This is a genomic window from Streptomyces sp. SID9727 (assembly GCF_010550605.1).
In the GTDB taxonomy this organism is placed as follows: Bacteria; Actinomycetota; Actinomycetes; order Streptomycetales; family Streptomycetaceae; genus Streptomyces.
This window is the reverse complement of record NZ_JAAGNI010000435.1, coordinates 117,953-135,997: the sequence shown is the minus strand read 5'-3', so window position 1 is coordinate 135,997 and position 18,045 is coordinate 117,953. Positions and strand designations below refer to the sequence as shown.

The 18,045-nt window shown below is 69.9% G+C and carries 16 protein-coding genes and 2 pseudogenes; 12 read left to right on the top strand and 6 right to left on the bottom strand.

Translation table 11 applies throughout. The annotated features are described in order from the left end of the window. Positions 1–159: 159 nt before the first annotated feature. Together G3I41_RS30335 and G3I41_RS30330 are read right to left on the bottom strand one after the other, a co-directional pair. The gene (locus G3I41_RS30335) at positions 160–633 is read right to left on the bottom strand and encodes an isochorismatase family protein (RefSeq protein ID WP_343242259.1); all 474 of its coding nucleotides are present in this window, start codon (positions 631–633) and stop codon (positions 160–162) included. Between the two features lie 351 nt (positions 634–984). Continuing rightward, on the bottom strand, positions 985–2,157 hold the full coding sequence (locus G3I41_RS30330; protein WP_164403738.1) for a PP2C family protein-serine/threonine phosphatase: 1,173 nt from the start codon (positions 2,155–2,157) through the stop codon (positions 985–987). Positions 2,158–2,710: 553 nt separating this feature from the next. Here G3I41_RS30330 and G3I41_RS30325 point away from each other — a divergent pair. The 5 genes from G3I41_RS30325 (at position 2,711) to hutG (ending at position 7,892) form a co-directional block, all read left to right on the top strand. Continuing rightward, a complete protein-coding gene (locus tag G3I41_RS30325) occupies positions 2,711–3,070 on the top strand; it encodes a hypothetical protein (RefSeq protein ID WP_164403737.1) in 360 nt (119 codons plus the stop codon). Between the two features lie 381 nt (positions 3,071–3,451). Beyond that, a complete protein-coding gene (locus G3I41_RS30320) occupies positions 3,452–3,883 on the top strand; it encodes a DUF6003 family protein (RefSeq protein ID WP_164403736.1) in 432 nt (143 codons plus the stop codon). Between the two features lie 345 nt (positions 3,884–4,228). Continuing rightward, the gene (locus G3I41_RS30315) at positions 4,229–5,050 is read left to right on the top strand and encodes an IclR family transcriptional regulator (protein ID WP_343242258.1); all 822 of its coding nucleotides are present in this window, start codon (positions 4,229–4,231) and stop codon (positions 5,048–5,050) included. Positions 5,051–5,235: 185 nt separating this feature from the next. Further along, on the top strand, positions 5,236–6,915 hold the full coding sequence (gene hutU / locus G3I41_RS30310; RefSeq protein ID WP_164403735.1) for a urocanate hydratase: 1,680 nt from the start codon (positions 5,236–5,238) through the stop codon (positions 6,913–6,915). A gap of 8 nt (positions 6,916–6,923) precedes the next feature. Next, positions 6,924–7,892 (top strand): formimidoylglutamase, encoded by a 969-nt coding sequence (hutG, locus tag G3I41_RS30305; RefSeq protein WP_164403734.1) that lies wholly within the window; start codon positions 6,924–6,926, stop codon positions 7,890–7,892. Positions 7,893–8,039: 147 nt separating this feature from the next. Here the strand turns inward: hutG and G3I41_RS30300 are convergent, their stop codons facing one another. Further along, positions 8,040–9,041, bottom strand: a complete 1,002-nt coding sequence (locus tag G3I41_RS30300; protein ID WP_164403733.1) for an Lrp/AsnC family transcriptional regulator — start codon at positions 9,039–9,041, stop codon at positions 8,040–8,042. Positions 9,042–9,165: 124 nt separating this feature from the next. Between G3I41_RS30300 and G3I41_RS30295 the strand changes: the two genes are divergently transcribed. The 4 genes and pseudogenes from G3I41_RS30295 to G3I41_RS30280 form a co-directional block, all read left to right on the top strand. Continuing rightward, positions 9,166–10,581 (top strand): MFS transporter, encoded by a 1,416-nt coding sequence (locus G3I41_RS30295; protein WP_343242257.1) that lies wholly within the window; start codon positions 9,166–9,168, stop codon positions 10,579–10,581. Then, on the top strand, positions 10,578–11,762 hold the full coding sequence (locus G3I41_RS30290; protein WP_164403732.1) for a M20 family metallopeptidase: 1,185 nt from the start codon (positions 10,578–10,580) through the stop codon (positions 11,760–11,762). Before G3I41_RS30295 ends, G3I41_RS30290 begins: the two co-directional genes overlap by 4 nt. 627 nt (positions 11,763–12,389) lie before the next feature. Beyond that, positions 12,390–12,608 (top strand): hypothetical protein, encoded by a 219-nt coding sequence (locus tag G3I41_RS30285; RefSeq protein WP_164403731.1) that lies wholly within the window; start codon positions 12,390–12,392, stop codon positions 12,606–12,608. A 752-nt stretch (positions 12,609–13,360) separates the two neighbouring features. Continuing rightward, a pseudogene (locus G3I41_RS30280) lies at positions 13,361–13,657 on the top strand (transposase); the annotation flags it as partial. Here the strand turns inward: G3I41_RS30280 and G3I41_RS30275 are convergent. Both G3I41_RS30275 and G3I41_RS30270 read right to left on the bottom strand, forming a co-directional pair. Beyond that, positions 13,650–13,904 (bottom strand): annotated as a pseudogene (locus tag G3I41_RS30275) (hypothetical protein); the annotation flags it as partial. The pseudogenes G3I41_RS30280 and G3I41_RS30275 sit on opposite strands and share 8 nt — an antisense overlap. A 231-nt stretch (positions 13,905–14,135) precedes the next feature. Next, positions 14,136–14,546, bottom strand: a complete 411-nt coding sequence (locus G3I41_RS30270; RefSeq protein WP_164403730.1) for a RidA family protein — start codon at positions 14,544–14,546, stop codon at positions 14,136–14,138. Between the two features lie 80 nt (positions 14,547–14,626). Here G3I41_RS30270 and G3I41_RS30265 point away from each other — a divergent pair, with 80 nt between their 5' ends. After that, positions 14,627–14,998, top strand: coding sequence for a helix-turn-helix domain-containing protein (locus G3I41_RS30265; protein ID WP_164403729.1), 372 nt, complete (start codon positions 14,627–14,629; stop codon positions 14,996–14,998). A 367-nt stretch (positions 14,999–15,365) separates the two neighbouring features. Further along, on the top strand, positions 15,366–15,743 hold the full coding sequence (locus tag G3I41_RS37175; protein WP_239081903.1) for a hypothetical protein: 378 nt from the start codon (positions 15,366–15,368) through the stop codon (positions 15,741–15,743). 160 nt (positions 15,744–15,903) lie between these two features. Here G3I41_RS37175 and G3I41_RS30255 read toward each other — a convergent pair whose 3' ends face one another. After that, positions 15,904–16,524, bottom strand: a complete 621-nt coding sequence (locus G3I41_RS30255) for a TetR family transcriptional regulator (RefSeq protein ID WP_164403727.1) — start codon at positions 16,522–16,524, stop codon at positions 15,904–15,906. A gap of 398 nt (positions 16,525–16,922) precedes the next feature. Here G3I41_RS30255 and G3I41_RS30250 point away from each other — a divergent pair, with 398 nt between their 5' ends. Next, entirely contained in the window at positions 16,923–17,906 is a 984-nt protein-coding gene (locus tag G3I41_RS30250; RefSeq protein ID WP_164403726.1) for an alpha/beta hydrolase, read from the top strand. The last annotated feature ends 139 nt before the right edge of the window (positions 17,907–18,045 follow it).

Here is an 18,045-nt window from a genome sequence, read left to right as displayed (position 1 = left end):
CTGGCCACCGGGCCGTCCGGGAACGCCGCTGGGCTGAACAGAGGACCCGTGACAGCGTGGGGCCCGGGAACGCGAGCGCCCAGAGGCCGCATCTCCTCGGGAAGTTCATGGAGAGGCGTTGATCAAGCTGCTACAGGCTCAGAACCCCGCTGTGGATACCTAGAGGTATTCCTGCGTCGCGGTGACACGACCGAAGCGCGGGAAAGTCTTCGCCACCGCGAAGTCGTGTTCCTCCGCGGCCGTGCCCGACATGGCGTCGGCGACGAACTCGACCTCGTAACCGAGATCGCTCGCGGCCCTGGCTGTGGACTCCACGCCCATCGTGGTGACCAGTCCGCCCAGAACGACCGTTTCCACGCCCAGTTTACGCAGCTGAGCGTCGAGGTCCGTGGTCGCGAACGCGCCGACGCTGCACTTCACCAGTACGACGTCCCCATGCTGCACCAAGCCGGGCGCGAAGTCGCTGCCCGGTGGCTGCTCGGCGACATGGGGCCGGTCGACGCGGACCTGGATCACCGGCCGACCCTGCACACGGAAGGCGTTGGCCAGATCCAGGCATCGTTTCAGCACCTCGTCGCCCGTGTACGGGGCGAGTGGTAGCGCGATGATGTGCGGCGTCAGATCGATCAGCACCAGAGCGGTTGTCATACTGCTTGACCCTGGCCTCGCCGTTTCGGTTGAGATGAGGCCGCAAGCGGGGAGAACATACGAAAGGGCCTTCTGAGCTGGGATGATGAACCCTTTCGAGGGGTTGTGTCGCTCACGCGGGCGCACGTTTGCTGACGGACCTTGCCGATGCCACCGGTCCGACCACCGCCTACTCCACTGCGCTCAGGCCGCTGCGACCGTGAGGCACCGGGCACGATCCAGGTCGGGCCGCCACCGATCTCACCGCGTTCCTCGCCAACAGCAGCCCAGCAGATCAAACCAACATGTTGATTCTCTGCAGGCCCTCAGACGAGTTGGGTGCGTGATACCGGGGCTTCATCTTCGGCGGGTGGGGCCGAACCAGTCCAGGCACAGAACCGTGGCGTCGTCCCGCACGTCACCCCCGCAGGCTTCGGTGACCGCGGCGACCATGGCGCGCACGGCTTCACGGGGATGATCCTTGGCAGTGTCGCGCAGCAGGCCGGACAGGTCGACGGCTTGCGCTTGGCGTTCCTGCATGCCGTCGGTGTAGAGGAGGATGCGGTCGCCGGGGCGCAGGTCGAGGTCCTGTACCTGATAGGTGCCCTGCGCGGAGACGCCGAAGGGGAGATTGATATGCAGGCGGATCTCCTCGACTGTGCCGTCACGCAGTCGCAGCGGCCAGAGGTGGCCGGCGTTGACCAGTTGGGTGCTGGTGCCGTCCAGGGCGATACGCAGGAGCTGGCCGGTGGCGAAGGTGCGGTGGCCGTGATCGAGGAGCGCCTGGTGCGTCTGGCGGGCCTGTTCGGCCAGGTCCAGGCCCGCGCGGCGGGCGCCGCGGGAGGCGTTGACGGCCAGGGTGGCCATGAGGGAAGCGTCGACGTCGTGACCCATCGCGTCAGTGATCGACAGGTGCAGAGTGTCCTCGTCGAGGCTGTAGTCGTAGGTGTCCCCGGCGATGTCGGAGGCGGGGACCAGGGCGCCGGCGAGAGTGAACTCGGGCGCCTCGCACGACGGCGCCGAGGGCAGGAGCTGGCGCTGGATCTCCGCAGCCAGGGTGACCGAGGTGGTGCGGTTGCCCCAGTGATAGAGATCGGTGAAGCGTCGATCGGTGACGATGACATACGCCAGCGCGTGCGCCACGTCCGCGACCTGCTCCAGCACGTCCTCGGTGGCATCGTCGAGATAGAGCTCCAGCACACCGATGGCGTCTCCGCGGTTGGTGACCGGTGCGAGCACCCGTCGTCCCTGTCCGCCCTCCAGCACCACAACCGGCTTCTGGGTGCGCAGGACATCGTCGTACATGCTGCCGGCCAGTATCACCTGGCCGGCGCCGTGCTCCCGTGTTGCCGCCTTCTCCTCATGGACTCGCAGCAGTCGCCGGCCCACGACGTCGACGAACAAGAACGACACGTGCCGCGCCCCGAACCGCTCACGCAGAATGTGCGCCACCACATCGAGTGAGCGCACCGGCGCGGCCGCCTCGGCCGCAGCGAGCACCTCTGCCAGTCCGACCCGATCCCGCTCCACAACAGCCTCCCAAGCTTGCGGACCTTCCTTCCTTCCCCCTGTAGGCCCAGGCATGACCGTATGTCTCAATCTCACAAGCCTCGGCGACGCGGGCCGGACGAGGGACGTCGGCTCGGCACGGACCGGAGGCGAGGGCCCGACTGCGGCGGCCCGAGGAGCGCGGACCGGGGCGCCGGGCGCGGGACGCGCCCCGCGTGCCAGGCCACCCGTGAGCCGCGGCACCAAGCCGCGTTGCCGGCCGCCTAGGTGCCGGCCGGGGGTGCGTGGACCTCGGCCGACGTCGGCCAAGCCGGCCCCCGATTCGATTGAGATCACGTGCGTACCGCGATGGTGGGACCGCGAAGCGAGCTTCCGTACGTGGACGGCGATGCGCCACCCGGTTCGCGGCTACCGGGTCGATGCCCTCCCGCTCGCACATCAGTAGGTGCTCGGCCAGTCCACGGCCGTAGGCATCGATCAGGCGCGGGGCAACATGATCAACGACCAAGCCCTCGACGCGCTACCGCCAACCACGCACGAGCTCGCTAGTTTCGTATGCACGTGCGATGGTCTGGTGATCATCTCTCTGTCCGTCGACGCCATCTCCGCGGCGCGCGAAAGCCGGAGGGCCGTCAGCTTCCTCCTTGGCGCTGCCCTGCTGATGGTCGTGCTCCGGTTCGCCACCGCGTCATGGCGGCGGGTCAGCCCCCTGCATTTCGGTGAGGCCGCCGACGGCATTCTCTACATCGACACCACCCAGTGGTCGCAGAAGCTGGCTGCGGAAAAACGCAGGGACTCGATCACGCAGGAGTTACGGAACTTCTTCGCCGGAGCCAGGAGCAGCGACTCCGCGAAGTACCCTGCCGGCCCGCTGGGCAGCCGTCTGGCCTGCGGGCACTGCGAGAACAAGGCCACCATGTCCCTATGTGCCTGAAGCGACGCGGGCGCCCTCGGCACGTTCGCGCAGGATGGAGTCGGAGAGCTTTCCGGGGCAGCCAGGACAACGCTCGATTGCAGGAACGCATCCGCCCAGCGCAGCTGAAGCCGCACAGGCAGACACTCCGTCGAACGCCCCGCACAGCAGCAACGAAGCTGTCGTCCCCGGCTCGTCCCCCAGCAGGCGCAGGTATGCGAGCGGCGGCGGAGACAGACGCTGCGCGTCATCGAGACACCGCTGGCCCGGCCACGGCGCCGGGTAGGGGCGGGGTCCGTCGTACACGAACCGGGAAACGCTGAGGCGGAACCGGTGCGGCGAGCCGGGAGCGGGTAGGGGTAGCACAACGATTCCACGACAGACCTTGGAAAGTAACCCACCATGACCGACGACGCCTATCTCTTCCTCGCCGACGACATCCCCGGTCCAGGCCGGCCGGGCACGCCAGTCTCCGTCGCCGGAGAGCTGGAGTGTCTGCAGACACCGGCCGTGCGCGCCTGGCTCGATGCCCACCGGACCGACGCCGCGTCTCCGGCGCTGCGCGTCGTGCCGCCCGAAGAGACCGGGATGATCCCCGAGGGAGCGGAACGGCTTCCGGTGCCGCTGACCGCCGAGGAGCTGGACGGGGTACGCCGGGCCGGGGCCACCGACCAGGTGGCAGCCGTCGAACAAGAACTGCTCTCCTACCGTGACAGCGAGGAGGGACGCGACGCCCTGCTGCACCGAGCCCTGGCCGCCGGCGTACCGGCGCACCGCATCGTGGAGCTCTCCGGAGTGGACCCCACGGTTCTGCCCACCACACCGCACTCCTGACGGACAGATCCCACACACCGGCACTGTGGGCCCCGGACCCCCGTGTTGACCGGTCACCGCAGAGCCACGGGGTGGAACAGCAACGTGGCTCAGCGAGCGGGGCGAGTGCTCCTTGGCGCACTCCGGCACGATCCGCGAGCGCCGAGCCGGTCGGACGCGCTCGCACCGCTGTCCCGGAGCTAGGCTGGCGGAGGGGCAGTCGCCTGGCCCGACAGCAAACCGAAGCGCGATCACCGGAGCACCCGTTGCCGAGGGGTGCAACCGCAGGACGCGGTCTGTCCGTCGGTATGGCCGCTGGAGGGCCGCCCCGGGTTCTTCGTGCAGGAAAGTGTCGAGGTGCGACAGGTGAGTACGTACGAGACGGCGCCCGACACGTCGTCGAGTGCGTCGCCGGCGGTAGGCCGGGCGCTGGACATGCTGGTATATCTGGCCGCGCGTCCCGGACTGGTACAGGCCGCGACCCTCGCCCGCGATCTGGGCATCCCGCGCTCCTCGGCCTACCACATCCTCACCGTGCTGGCCGACCGGGGTTTCGTCACCTACGTACCGGCAGAGAAGGCGTACGGACTCGGCGTCACCTCCTTCGAGGTGGGCTCCGCCTATCTGCGTCACGAGCCGCTGGAACGGCTCGCCAGGCCCATCCTGCGGGCCCTGGCCGGTCGGCTGGGCCAGACGACGCACCTGGGCATCCTGCACGGCGCGGAGACGGTCTACCTGCTCAAGGAACGCCCGCCCGCGGGTCGGACGGGAGCGGTGGACATCGCCCTGGTCACCGACATCGGTGTCCGTCTGCCGGCGCATCTCACGGCCAACGGCCGCGCCATCCTCGCCCACACCTCCGAGGCACAACTGCGGGCGCTCTTCCCCCGGCCAGGCGATCTGACCACGCGTACCGGGAGGGGCCCCCGCACGCTGCGTGGGCTCGTCGAAGACCTTGCCGCTGAGCGTGCGCGCGGCTGGTCGCAGGAAGTCGAGCTGGTGACCCGCGGGTTCTGCTCGATGGGAGTGGCGGCGTTCGATCACCACGGGCGTCCCATCGCCGCCATCAGTACGACGTGGCGCCTGCACCACGGCCGGCATGACAGCGACGCGGTGCGCGAAGCCCTTCGGCAGGCCGCGGCCCGTCTTACGGCGGCCGTCTCGGGCCAGGTGCCGGAATCCGGCTGAGTGCCGGCGCACGGTGAGATCCCGGCTCCGGGGTGGACGGGCGGGCAGGAAGAGTTCGGCGCCGCGCTCGCCGTGAGCGAGGAGGTGTCTCGGATACGAGAAAGCGCGCTGATGTCGCTGTTCGTGCGTCCGTCGCTGCCGTGTCATGGCAGGGAAGTTGTGCCAACCCCTTCTAAGGACCGCATATGACCAGCGTTTCTCCCGACGCGCCCGGCGCCGTCCGCGCTCCCCGCGGCACCGAACTGAACTGCCTTGGATGGCAGCAGGAAGGCGCTCTGCGCATGCTCATGAACAACCTCGACCCCGAGGTCGCCGAGCGCCCCGAGGACCTCGTCGTCTACGGCGGCACCGGCAAGGCGGCCCGCAACCGCGAGTCGTACGACGCCATCGTCCGTACGCTCAAGACGCTCAAGGACGACGAGACGCTGATGGTGCAGTCCGGCAAGCCGGTGGGTGTCATGCGGACCAACGAGTGGGCGCCTCGCGTGCTGCTGGCCAACTCCAATCTGGTCGGCGACTGGGCGAACTGGGAGGAGTTCCGTTCGCTGGAGTCCCGGGGGCTGATGATGTACGGCCAGATGACGGCCGGGTCGTGGATCTACATCGGCAGCCAGGGCATCCTCCAGGGCACCTACGAGACTTTCGGAGCCGTCGCCCGCAAGAAGTTCGGCGGCAGCCTGGCCGGCACCATCACCCTGACCGCCGGTCTCGGCGGCATGGGCGGCGCGCAGCCGCTCGCCGTCACGATGAACGACGGTGTGGCCATGTGTGTGGACGTGGACCCCACGCGCATCGAGCGCCGCATTGCCCACCGCTACCTGGATGTGGTGGCGGACGACCTCGACCACGCCCTCCGGCTCGCCGTGGAGGCCCGCGACGCCCGCGAGCCGCTTTCCATCGGCCTGTGCGGCAACGCCGCCGAAATCTACCCCGAGCTGCTTCGGCGGGGAGCACCCATCGATATCGTCACCGACCAGACGAGCGCCCACGACCCGCTCTCCTACCTGCCCGTCGGCGTGAGCCTGGAGGAGTGGCACCAGCAGGCGGACAAGGACCCGGCCGACTTCACCGAGCGTTCCCGCTCCTCCATGGCCCAGCACGTCGAGGCGATGGTCGGTTTCCTCGACGGCGGTGCCGAGGTCTTCGACTACGGCAACTCGATCCGTGACGAGGCACGCAAGGCGGGCTACCAGCGGGCGTTCGACTTCCCCGGCTTCGTGCCGGCTTACATACGCCCGCTGTTCGAGGAGGGCCTCGGCCCGTTCCGGTGGGCCGCCCTGTCCGGGGACCCGAAGGACATCGAGGCCACCGACAAGGCCGTCATGGAGCTGTTCCCCGAGAACGAGCACCTGCACCGCTGGTTGAAGATGGCGGGTGAGAGGGTGGCGTTCGAGGGCCTGCCCGCGCGCATCTGCTGGCTCGGCTACGGCGAGCGCCACAGAGCCGGTCTGCGCTTCAACGAGATGGTCGCCTCCGGTGAGCTGTCCGCCCCGGTCGCCATCGGACGCGATCATCTGGACTCCGGTTCGGTGGCCTCGCCCTACCGGGAGACCGAGGCCATGCTCGACGGCTCCGACGCCATCGCGGACTGGCCCCTGCTCAATGCCCTGGTCAACACCTCGTCCGGCGCCTCCTGGGTGTCCGTCCATCACGGCGGAGGCGTCGGCATGGGACGGTCCATCCACGCCGGTCAGGTCTGCATCGCGGACGGCACCGAGCGCGCCGCCCGCAAGCTGGAGCGCGTGCTGACCAACGACCCCGGAATGGGTGTCATCCGGCACGTGGACGCCGGTTACCAGCACGCCACGGCGGTCGCCAAGGAGCGCGGCGTACGGATTCCGATGGCGGAAGGCGGCGCCGCATGAGGTCCCCCATGTCCGAGCAGGAGGTCCGCGCGGACATACCGCCCGTCGCATGGACCGGCCGGGACGACGGCCCCGGTGCCGAGGACCTGCGCTGGCACCACGCCGTCCACCTCGACCTGGAGCGGGCGGCGCCCGACGAGATCGCCTTCGTCGGCTTCCGCAGTGACGAGGGGGTCCGCCGCAACAAGGGCCGGGCGGGCGCCGCCGACGGCCCGGCAGCCCTGCGCCGCGCCCTCGCGTCGATGGCGCTGCCGGAGCGGCTTCGAGCACTGGACGTCGGGGACGTGGAGGTTGCCGGGGGCGGCGAGGACGTTCTCGAGGCGGGGCAGGAACGGCTGGGGCGCGCGGTCGCCGCGCTTGTCGACCGCGGGCACCCGGTGATGGTGCTGGGCGGCGGGCACGAGGTGGCCTACGGCAGTTACCTCGGGCTGGCGCAGACCCGCGCCCTGCGCGAGGGCGGTCGGCTCGGGGTGCTCAACCTCGACGCGCACTTCGACCTGCGCGACGATGCCCGGCCCAGCTCCGGCACGCCCTTCCTCCAGATGGCGCGCAGCGAGGAGCGGCAGGGCCGCGGGCTCGACTACCGGGTGCTGGGCATCAGCCAGCCGAGCAACACCCAGCGGCTGTTCTCCACCGCGTCCCGGCTCGGTGTGCGCTGGCTGGCGGACACCGACTGCGGCCCGTCGGACCTTGAGCGCACCCTGGCGTTCGTGGACGACTTCTTGGCGAGCCGCGACGTCGTGCACTTGAGCATCGACCTCGACGTCCTGCCCGCCGCGGTCGCCCCGGGTGTCAGCGCGCCGGCCGCCTACGGGGTGCCGATGGAGGTCGTCGAGCGGGTCTGCGCCCGAGTGGCCGCCAGTGGCAAGCTCGCGGTCTGCGACATCGCGGAGCTGAACCCGGAGTTCGACGTGGACCAGCGCACGGCGAGAGCGGGTGCCCGCCTGATCCACCGGGTGGCGACCACCCGCGCCTGACGGCCCCCCGGGTGGGTCCGGCCGACGGCACGCCCCGGCCGCCCCTGCGGGCCCCGTAGCAGGCTGCCGGGCCGTGCGGAGAGCGGCACGAGCTGCGGCCCGGCGGCCGCGGCTCGTGCCATGGGCGGCGTCCGGTCAGCGGCCGGCTCACCACGGCCGGATCGGGCAGGTTCCCACCCGCCGTCCCTCGCCGTCCAGCAGATGCCCCATCCTCTTTTCCGTCCGCACGCCAAGGACGCGGTCGGTCACGTCGAGGCTGGGGAGCTGGGCGCAGGCTGCCGTTTCGCGTTGCTGAACGGAGCCGATGTCCCGGAGCCAGTAGGTGACCAGCACGTTGGCGGATCCTGTGACGGCGGCGAGCAGGCGGCACTCGGGCAACGTGGCCAGAGTGCGGTGCAGGCGGTTGACCTCACCCACCGGGGCACGGCCGCGGAAGGTGACGGACACCGGCAGTCCCGAAACGGCAGGGGCCATGTCGCAGCGGAACGCCAGTATTCCGCTCGCGGTGAGGCGGCCGAGCCTTCGCCGGACGGTGGCGGCGCTGCTGCCGGTGAGAGCGGCCAGGTCCGCGAGCCGGGTGCGGCCGTCCCGCACCAGCGCGTCGAGGAGCGCGTGGTCCGCCGGGCCCAGGTCGAGGGCGCTGCCGCCCGCTGCGGCCCCGCTCTCCGACCGCCCCAGCGCCGAGAGCTGGGACGGATCGAGCGACCCCAGCCGCCACCGCGTGCCCTCCGCGTACAGGGAGGTGGCGACCACCCATTCCACGTCGACGACCCCGGGCAGGGGGATCAGCTCCTCGCTCACGAACCGGTGCACACCCACGAGATCCGCAGCCAGTACGTCCAGCATGAGATCGGTGCGTGACGCGGCGACCAGTTCGACCGTCACCGCCTCGCGCAGTCGTCCGATCCGCTCAGCCAGGCGCTGCCGGGCGGCGGGAGCGCAACGGACGAAGACGAAGGCGGTGCAGCCGCCACGGGAGAACGCCGGACCGGGCACCGCCGTGACCCAGGCCAGCCCCAGTGCGGACAGCCGGTCCCAGCGCCGGGCCAGCGTGACCGGCGTGGCGCCGAGCGGAGACGCGAGATCCGTCCAGGAGGCCCGAGGACGAATCTGCAGCGCATGCACGAGCGCCAGATCCAGTTCGCTCACGATGCCCGAATCCAACAAGGGGGCCTCTCAAAATGAAGGTTCTCATCATTATTGCGCCCCCTTGGTTCTCCGGTCGCACTCTAGCCACCACGTCGTGTTCCAGCCAAGGGAAAGAAGGTGGGTCGTGAGGCAAGCCGTCAGCCAGGGCCGTGGCCTGATAGCGACGATGATCCTCGTCGTGGTCTGCAGCGGTGTCGTCCAGGGGTATCTGACTCCGTTGCTGCCTGTCGTGGGCGCCCACGTCGGCATCGGCGGAGTAGGCCAGAACAATCTGTACCTGTTGTCACAGGTCGCCTTTGCCGTGCTGACGCCATTGCTCTCGCGTTGGGGCGACATGTGGGGCCACCGGCGGCTGCTGCTGGTTGCCGTCGCCCTGGTCGCCGTCGGATCGTTGCTGATAGCCGCCAGGCCCACCACCGCCACGCTCGCGGTCGGCATGGTGCTCCAGAGCGCGGTGGTGGGCTTCTTCCCGCTGCTGGCCGGAATCCTGCGCTCCCGCGCGCCCGAACACAGCCGTGTCGGCATGTCGGTCCTGGTAGGCGCGCTGCTCCTGTCCATCGGCACCGGCGGTTTCGTGGCCGGGACGCTCAGCGACGAGCACGCCCTCGCCGGTCTGTGGACCGCTGTTCCCTTCTGCGCCCTGGCGCTCGCCGCTGCCTTCGCCCTCCCGACGAGCACCACCCCCCGGGCCGGCCGGTTCAACACCCCCGCAGCCCTGCTGCTGACCATCGGACTCGGCGCCCTGATCCTCGTACTCACCGAGGGCGGCTCCTGGGGCTGGGCGTCGGCGTCCACCCTGCTCACGCTGGTGGCCTCGCTCCTGGTACTGACCGTATGGGTGCGGGTGGAACGGAACTCCTCTCATCCGCTGGTGAACATCCGCCTGCTGAGCAACCCGCGGCTCGCGGCGGTCAGCGCGCACACCTTCTGCATCGCCTTCGGCGCCATCGGCTTCCTCGGCGCGAACGCCGTATACCTCGGCACAGAGCCGGACGGAGACGGGCTCGGACTGGGACTAGGGGCACGGGCCATCTCCCTGGTCTCCCTCGCCATGGTGGCCCTCGGCTTCATCGGTTCCACCATGACGCCCCGCCTGGCCAGGACTGTCGGCGACCGCGCCGTGCTCGTCACCGGCGGCTGTACCGGTGCCCTCGGCTTCCTCAGTCTGTGCCTCTTCCACTCGTCACTGCCGCAGTACCTGGTCGGCGCCCTGATCGTCGGCCTGTCCACCGGCATGTTCGAAGCCTCCACCCGGTCGCTGTCCGTCGAGGTGGTCCACGAGGAGGAGACCGCACTGTCGGTCGGCGTCAACGAGATGGCCCTCTCCCTCGGTGCGGCGATCGGTGCCGCCGTGATCGGCTCCCTGTGGGCCGGCAACACCACCGCCCAGGGCGCCGTCACGGGGGCGGGATACCAGTGGGCCTGGGCAGCCTGTGCGCTCGTCGCGCTCGCCGGAGCGGCGGTGGGTCTCCTCTTCCGCCAGTCGCCCCAGGCGCCCGCGCCCGAAGCCGGCACCGTCACTGTCGGGAGGACGGCATGACCAGCACAGCCGCCTCGTCGCGGGAACGCGCGCTCATCCTCTCGGCCGACGCGGTGCGCGACAGTGGCCGGACGCTCATCGAACTCAGCCACAGCCTGCACGCCGAACCCGAGACCGCCATGCGGGAGTTCCGGTCGGCCGCGAAGATCGCGCGCGTCGCCGAGGACGCCGGATTCGACGTCACCACCGGCGTCGCGGACCTGCCCACCGCCCTCGTAGCCACCTACGGCACAGGCGACCTGGTGATCGCCTTGTGCGCCGAATACGACGCGCTGCCCGGCATCGGACACGCCTGCGGACACAATGTGAACGGTGCGGCGTCCGTCGGAGCGGCCCTCGGCCTCGCAGCCGTCGCCGACCTCATCGGCATCACCGTCAAACTCATCGGCACCCCCGCCGAGGAGGACATCGGCGGCAAGGCCCTGCTCCTGGAGGCCGGGGTTTTCGACGACGTGGCCGCCGCGTTCATGGCCCACGCCGCGGGCGAGGACTCCATCGGCGGTTCCTCCCTCGCCATCGGCGCCTGGGACGTCACCTACCGGGGAAAGCCGGCCCACGCCGCACTCGCCCCGTGGGAAGGGATCAACGCCCTGGACGCGCTCACCCTCGCCCGCACCGCCGTAGGGCTGCTGCGCCAGCAACTCCCCCCGGGCACCATGGTCCACGACATCGTCTTCGGGGCCGGCGACGCGGTCAACGTCATCCCCGACACCGCGCGGGCCCGCTACGAGCTTCGCGCCCGCACCGCCGAGGACCTGGCCGGTGCCCGCACCCGGGTGCGCGCCTGTCTGGAGGCGGCGGCGCTGGCAACCGGTGCCGAGCTGGAAATCAAGCCGCACGGAGCGGACTTCGACGACCTGCGGCAGGACGGCTTCCTCACAGACGCCTACGCACGGGCGATCAGATCCCTGGGCCGCGAGCCCGTGGACCGCCGGGGCAGCGTCATGGCCTCCACCGACATGGGCAACGTCTCCCGCCGTCTGCCCGCCCTCCACCCGACCATCGGCTACGAGACCGAAGGCGCCCATCACCACACGGCTCCCTTCGCGGAGTACGGCGCCTCGCCCGGCGCGGACCGCGCCGTACTGGACGCCGGGATCGCCCTCGCCCACGTCGGGGTGATCCTGGCGACCAACCCTCAACAGCGGGAGCGGTGTCTGCAACTGCTCGCGCACCGGTAGGCGGCAGTCGGACCCCGGCGAGACGACCACGGGGGCCCGAGCGCCTGCGCGGTCGTCCTGTGGGCCGCTCCCCGAGTATCCGATCCGATCTCGCGGCCAGGAAATTCACCGGACCCCACTACCTCTCCTGAATCAGCCCTCGACGTTGACTCCGGTCGTCGCGCAGCGTCCGGGACGGGGATCTCTCCCCTTGGGCGGCATGTCATGGTCGGTGCGCGGGCTCTGTCCACAGGGCCGCGACGGGAGGTACGTGCGGCGGATACCTCCGGCGCTGCCCCTGCTGTCCGGCGTCGACCATGGCTCCGGGTAGGGCGCGAAGCGCGACCACCGCACGTCCGAGGGGCAGCGGGTTCTCGCTCTCCGCAGCGGGCGCGGAATGAGAAGGGATCCTTCTCCACTGTGCGCTATGACCGGTGAGCGTTGGCATCAGCCGTTGGCGAGTTTGGGGTCGGCCGGGCTCGAGAGCGCCTGGTGAGCGTGGGGGCAGGGCGTGGCAGAGGTGTTTGTGGGAATGCGCATCCGGCGTAGGAGATCACGGGTGGTGCGCTTGCGCAGTGTGCTGCGCCAGGTCAGTCCCGGGTGGCGGGACCGTAGGTGTGACAGCGCACGGGTGCCCAGGCCGGTGCTGTGGAAGCGCTCGTCTATAACGACGGTGGTGATGACGCCCTGGGCGCAGTCAGTGCAGATCCGGTAGCGGACCTGCCCGACGACCTGGCGGGTGTGCACGAGGAGCAGGCATTCGTCGCCCGGACCCGAGTCGGCCGGGATGTGCGTGGACAGGAGATCGATTGCCCGGTAAGCGAGGACACGGCGGCGCAGGCGGCCGGTGCGCCGGCCTCGGCGTGAATGCTTGGCGCCGTCATGCCCTGGCGGCGATGTCTTGGCGGAGGCCTGGCCGATGAGACTGCCGCTGGTGGGACGCGCATGTTGTCCGTGCATGACATCTCGTATGCCCGAACAGCCGACGGATACCGTTCCAGTGCGCCGAGCACCCCGCCCAGGCGCACCTCGGCTTCCCCGGCCGGGACCCCGAGGGCGCGCTTGCGCCGCGAACCCGCCTCGACGAGCCACGAGACGCGGTCCACGCCCAGGTGGCGGACGTTCTACCTGACGGCGTCGCAGGACGGTGCACACGCTACGCCGTTCCGCACGGCCGACCGCGGGCTGCGGGCTACGGGCTGCGGGCTACGGGCTACGGGCTACGGGCTGCGGGCTGCGGGCTGCGGGCTGCGGGCTGCGGGCTGCGGCAGATGACTTCCCGCCCCTGATGGGGCAAGCCGCAGGAGGCTGATCAACAAGCTGAAGGTTTGGCCAACCATCGCCGCGATCTCGTACGTCAGCCCTCGGACGGGAGGGGCTGCCTGCGGCACGAAGGACTGCTGCCGCCTGGGCCGTGCCGGTTTCAGGGGGCGTGGGCATCCAACGGAGCGAGGTAGACGCGCATGTGCGCGACGCGCCCATCGACTGTCGTCCAGTCGGCTGCAAAGCTGCCGACGCAGCGCCATCCAGCTCGTTCATAGAGGCCGATGGCTGGCGATGCGTCGGTTTCGACCTGGAGAACGGGCCTGAGTCCGACGGCTGTGGCTACTTCGCTCACCTTGGCCAGATGCGCCTACGCCGGTCTCGCCCCGGCCACTCGCAGCTCGGGCTCCTCGATCCGCGGCGAACAACCGTCCAGGGGAGGGAACAAGCAGCTCAAACGGGCCTTCCTCCTCTCCGTGTTCGCCTCCCCGAGCGACTCGGCATCGCGGGCCTCCTCCGACAAGAAGATCGCCCAGGGGAATCACCACACCCAGGCCCTGCTCCGCCTAGCCAGACGCCGGGCCGACGTGCTGTTCGCGATGCTCCGCGACGGCGCCTTCTACGAACCGCAGCCGTCGGCCGCGGTCACCTGACCTGCGGGTCTGTCAGGAGCACGACTCGATCGGCCTCGGCATCGAAGCCGAGCACGGGATGGCCGTCGTCGCCTTCCGGGTCCATCGGACCGGCTTGCCCGGCCGCCGCATGGAAACGAAAGATGGCCGGCACATCGGCAGACAGCCAGACCCGCAGCTCAGAGCGCTCGGCATCCGCCGGGCGGGACAGCACAGTCTCCGCCCGAGGCACCGGAAGCGCCGTGTCTGCCTCGGAGTACTGGCACTCCCTGGCAGTCGGTCCTCGCCTTGATCGCAGAAAAGGGCTGCTGGCGTCGCTCAGCAGTCATCAGGCCGATGAGTTCAGTATCCGTGCTCCCGGAGTGCAGCCTCCCCCCACTCCGAGATCTCTTCACCGTCTCCTGGGCGTGACTCGAGCGCTCCTGCCACAGCCGCGAGCGCGGGCCCCGGGAGTGTCTCCCCAAGCCCGCGCTCGTGAAAACGACGTCCCGCAAGGGGGTCAGTCCAGGAGGGCGGTCGCCTCGACCTCCACGAGCACATCCGGCTCGAAGAGGTAGTCGACGCCGATGAGCGAGGCCGGAGGCAGCGGGACCGGGAGGCCGATCTCCTCGGCGACGGCCTCCACCCCGGCCATGAAGTCGCCGATCTTCTCCGGCACCCACCCCGTCACGTAGAACGTCAGACGCAGCACATCCGCGAAGGTCGCATCCGCACCCGCCAGTCCGATGGCGGTGTTGCGAAGCGCCTGGGCGACCTGACCGGCCAGGTCGCCGGGCGCGACGGGGGTTCCGTCGGGACGGCGGGCGATCTGGCCGCTGACGTGTACGTGCTTGGTCCCGGCACCCACGGCTACGTGGTGGTAGGGAACCGGCTGGAGCATGCCGTGGGGGGTGAAGTGGTGAACGGTCATGAGTCTCTGGGCCTCTCTCGACTAGGTATCGTTAAGCTACCTAGTGACTGGAAGACACTTCAACGAGACCAGGTTTCGCCATGGATACCGCCCACGAAGTCCGCATCGATGCCCCGCACCGCGAACTGCTCGACCAGATCCTCGACAAGTGGTCACTCGCCGTCCTCCACGAACTCTGTGAGTCCCCGCGCCGCTTCAACGAACTCCGCCGGGCCATCCCCCAGGTCACCCAGAAGTCCCTGACCGCGACACTCCGGCGCCTCGAACGAAACGGTGTGATCGAGCGCGAGGTCGTCTCCACCCGCCCCGTGGCCGTCAGGTACCGGATCACACGACTCGGCAAGACGCTGCGAGAGCCCATCGATGTACTGCTGGCCTGGACTTCGCAGCACATGTCCGCCATCGAGCGCGCACGCGAGGACTTCGACGAACGCGAAGACACTCGACTGTGACGACAGCGGGCGGCCGAAGGACGATCGGCTTCCGGGCTGAATGCCTGGAGTAACGCTACTGGTCACAGGTGTGCGGGGCGGTGAACAGGTCCTGAAGTGAAGCTACCCCTTGATCGTGGGCGCCTGGGGACTGGAAGCTTGAGGTGCCGGACGAAGTAGCACCAGGTGGGAAGCAAGTACACGAAGCGAGACACCGAGCAGGTCAGGCGGGGCGGGCCAGTTGCGCCAGCGCGATGAGGACCCGAGCCTTCCAGCGTGACGGGTCGGACCGTACGGCAGGTTGGACATGACGAAAACGTCGAGTCCTTCGAGGCCGCCTTCGCAGCCCAGGCCGGACTGCTTTTAACCGCCGAAGGGGAGGCTGCCGGTGCTCATCCCTGCCCGGGTGTTGATCCGGACGGTGCCGGCCTCGATGGCTGCATCCATGCGGTGTGCGGTGGTGGTTGGTGGTCCACACGCAGGCGGCCAGTCCGTAGTCGGTGTCGTTGGCCTGGGCGATGGCGTCGTCGATGTCAGTGAAGGTGGTGATCACGCCGACGTGGCCGAAGATCTCTGGATACCCGACGGCGGCGGCCACAAGGCGCACGGCCGCGAAGCCAACTGCCCGAGCCGCAGCATGATGGGCTTCGACGACGCTCTACGCAATGGACCGGCAGTGCCGCCCGGCCCCCCGCCCATCAACCTGCGCTTCCGCCCCTCCCTCTCAGACAGCTCCGCCGCAGTCCGCATAGTCACCGTCCCCTGAAGTGGGCCATACGCATCGGGAGCAGCGACGGGCCGCTTCCAGCGATCAAGGAAGCCCCAGGACACGGCGATCGCGCTCCGGCCCGGAACGCGCCCGCTGAACGATCCGCACAGCGGCGACGGGGGCGGGTGGTCGGAGCCCTCGCCGGGGCGCCCCCGACTTATGCCATGTCCTCCTGGCCTGTGCAGCTTCCGTCGTCGGTCGCGACAGCACACTCGGCCGGTGCGGTGAGGTGCGAGGTGGCGTCCACGGTTGCTCGAATGTGCTGGGCGAGGGCGCGCCGGCCGGGGTCGTCGATCCAGCGCTCGAAGGCGACCTTGAAGGCGGCGATGCCGATTTCAGCCGCGAGTGCCGCGGTGGTGGCCTCCAAGCCGCGTTCGAGCAGCGCCTGGGCGAACGCGGAGACGACAGCGGCGAGTTTGGCCAGTTCGCGTTCCTGGAGCTCGGGATTGGCGGCGATGACGGCCTGCCGCTGCCGCACCAGGTCTTCGCGTTCTTCGAAGACGGAAGCGGCCTCGGTCAGTGCGTAGGCGACCAGCTCCAACGGTGCGAGCGGGGCGGGGGCGGTGGACGCGGCGCTCGCGAGGGTGTCGGCAAGTGGATTGGCGCCAGGGAAGAGGACTTCCCGCTTGTCGGCGAAGTGCCGGTAGAAGGTGCGGTCGGTGACCTCGGCCCGGGCCGCGATCTCCGCCACGGTGGTGGCGTCGAAGCCCTGGTGATTGAAGAGCTCCAGCGCCGCCTTCTCCAGGCGGCCTCGTGCGTCCGGTTTCCATCGGCTCATGCTCCGATCCTACACGACGATGACAGAATCTGACATCAGAGTGACGACAGGGACTGACATCAGTGCTACGGTGATGTCATGCACTGACATCACGGCTCTTCGCCCAGGGGGAGCTCACTCCCCCGTACACAGCCCCCTCGACCACAAACGGCTTCTCAACGCGGCGCGCCTGTGCCGGCTGGCGCTGGAATCTGCCCCGTCAGAGTCACGGCTGCACGCCGTCGACGACTCGGCCAAGGCCACTGCTTCGACACCGGCGCCACCGCGCGCCGAGTCCGCCCCCTTCTCCGTCACGGTCCGGTCCCCACGCCCGTCCAGACGGCCTGAGGAAACGGACCACACGATCCACCCTCCCCTGCACGACCGGCTGCTGGCGCAGCCTGAAGGAGACGCACGACATGAACACCAAGAACGCACACGAGCGGATCGACCCGGAACTGGCCGAGGTCCTGAAGCAGGTGCCGATGACGGAGGCCGGCGTGTTCGACCTCAGTGACCTGGAGGGCACGCGCGTCGGCGTCCGCGCCTTCGCCGAGGCGATCGCGGCCCAGATCCCGGACGAGCCGTCCGTCTCGGTCGAGGAGGTCCAGGCGCCCCGCTCGGACGGATCCACCCTCGCCATCCGACTGCTGCGGCCCACCGAGGCGGCCGGGCCGCTGCCGGTGCTGCTCTGGTTCCACGGCGGCGGGCAGGTCCTCGGGTACGCGGCCCAGGACGACCCCACCCTCAAGCACCTGGTTCTGGAGGTCGGCTGCATCGTCGCCTCCGTCGACTACCGGCTGGCCCCGGAGGCCCCCGCCCCGGCCGCCGCGGAGGACGGCCTGCTCGCCTACCGCTGGGTTCGCAGCCGGGCCGCCGCGCTCGGCATGGACACGGGACGCGTCGCCCTGGCCGGACAGAGCGGTGGCGGCGGCATCGCCGCAGCCACCGCGCTTCTCATCCGCGACCAGGGCGGGCCGGCGCCCCTGTTCCAGGCGCTGAGCTACCCGATGCTCGACGACCGCAACACCACCGCGTCCAGTCACGAGGTCACCGATATCGGCATCTGGGACCGCGCGACCAACATCCGTGCCTGGAACCTGATCCTCGGCGACCGCGCCGGGACCGACGAGGTGCCGCCGTACTGCGTGCCTGCGCGCGCGACGGACCTCACCGGCCTGCCGCCCACCTTCATCGCGGTCGGCGAACTCGACGTCTTCCGCGACGAGGACCTGGGCTACGCAACGCGGCTGCAGGCCAGCGGCGTTCCCGTCGAACTGCACCTGTACCCCGGCGCCTTCCACGCCTTCGACCTCTTCGCCCCCGCAACCGCGGTCAGTGCCGCCTACGCCCACGCCTGGTACGGATACCTGCGCCGCCAGTTCGGCACCCGCCAGCCCTGAGCGCCCCCCTTTGACGGCCGCCCGCCAACACGCCGTCACCTGACCCGGCCGACGCCCGGCGTCCAGTCGAGGAAGCGGACACCTGCTTCCGCTTCCTCGGCCCCACGGCGCCACCCCGGCAACCCGATGCGGAGCCCGC

Coding starts and splice junctions, on each gene's coding strand:
- G3I41_RS30320 (WP_164403736.1), top strand. CDS start 3,452: ATGACCGACGACGCCTATCTCTTCCTCGCCGACGACATCCCCGGTCCA.
- hutU (WP_164403735.1), top strand. CDS start 5,236: ATGACCAGCGTTTCTCCCGACGCGCCCGGCGCCGTCCGCGCTCCCCGC.
- hutG (WP_164403734.1), top strand. CDS start 6,924: ATGTCCGAGCAGGAGGTCCGCGCGGACATACCGCCCGTCGCATGGACC.
- G3I41_RS30290 (WP_164403732.1), top strand. CDS start 10,578: ATGACCAGCACAGCCGCCTCGTCGCGGGAACGCGCGCTCATCCTCTCG.
- G3I41_RS30270 (WP_164403730.1), bottom strand. CDS start 14,546: ATGACCGTTCACCACTTCACCCCCCACGGCATGCTCCAGCCGGTTCCC.
- G3I41_RS30265 (WP_164403729.1), top strand. CDS start 14,627: ATGGATACCGCCCACGAAGTCCGCATCGATGCCCCGCACCGCGAACTG.
- G3I41_RS30255 (WP_164403727.1), bottom strand. CDS start 16,524: ATGAGCCGATGGAAACCGGACGCACGAGGCCGCCTGGAGAAGGCGGCG.
- G3I41_RS30250 (WP_164403726.1), top strand. CDS start 16,923: ATGAACACCAAGAACGCACACGAGCGGATCGACCCGGAACTGGCCGAG.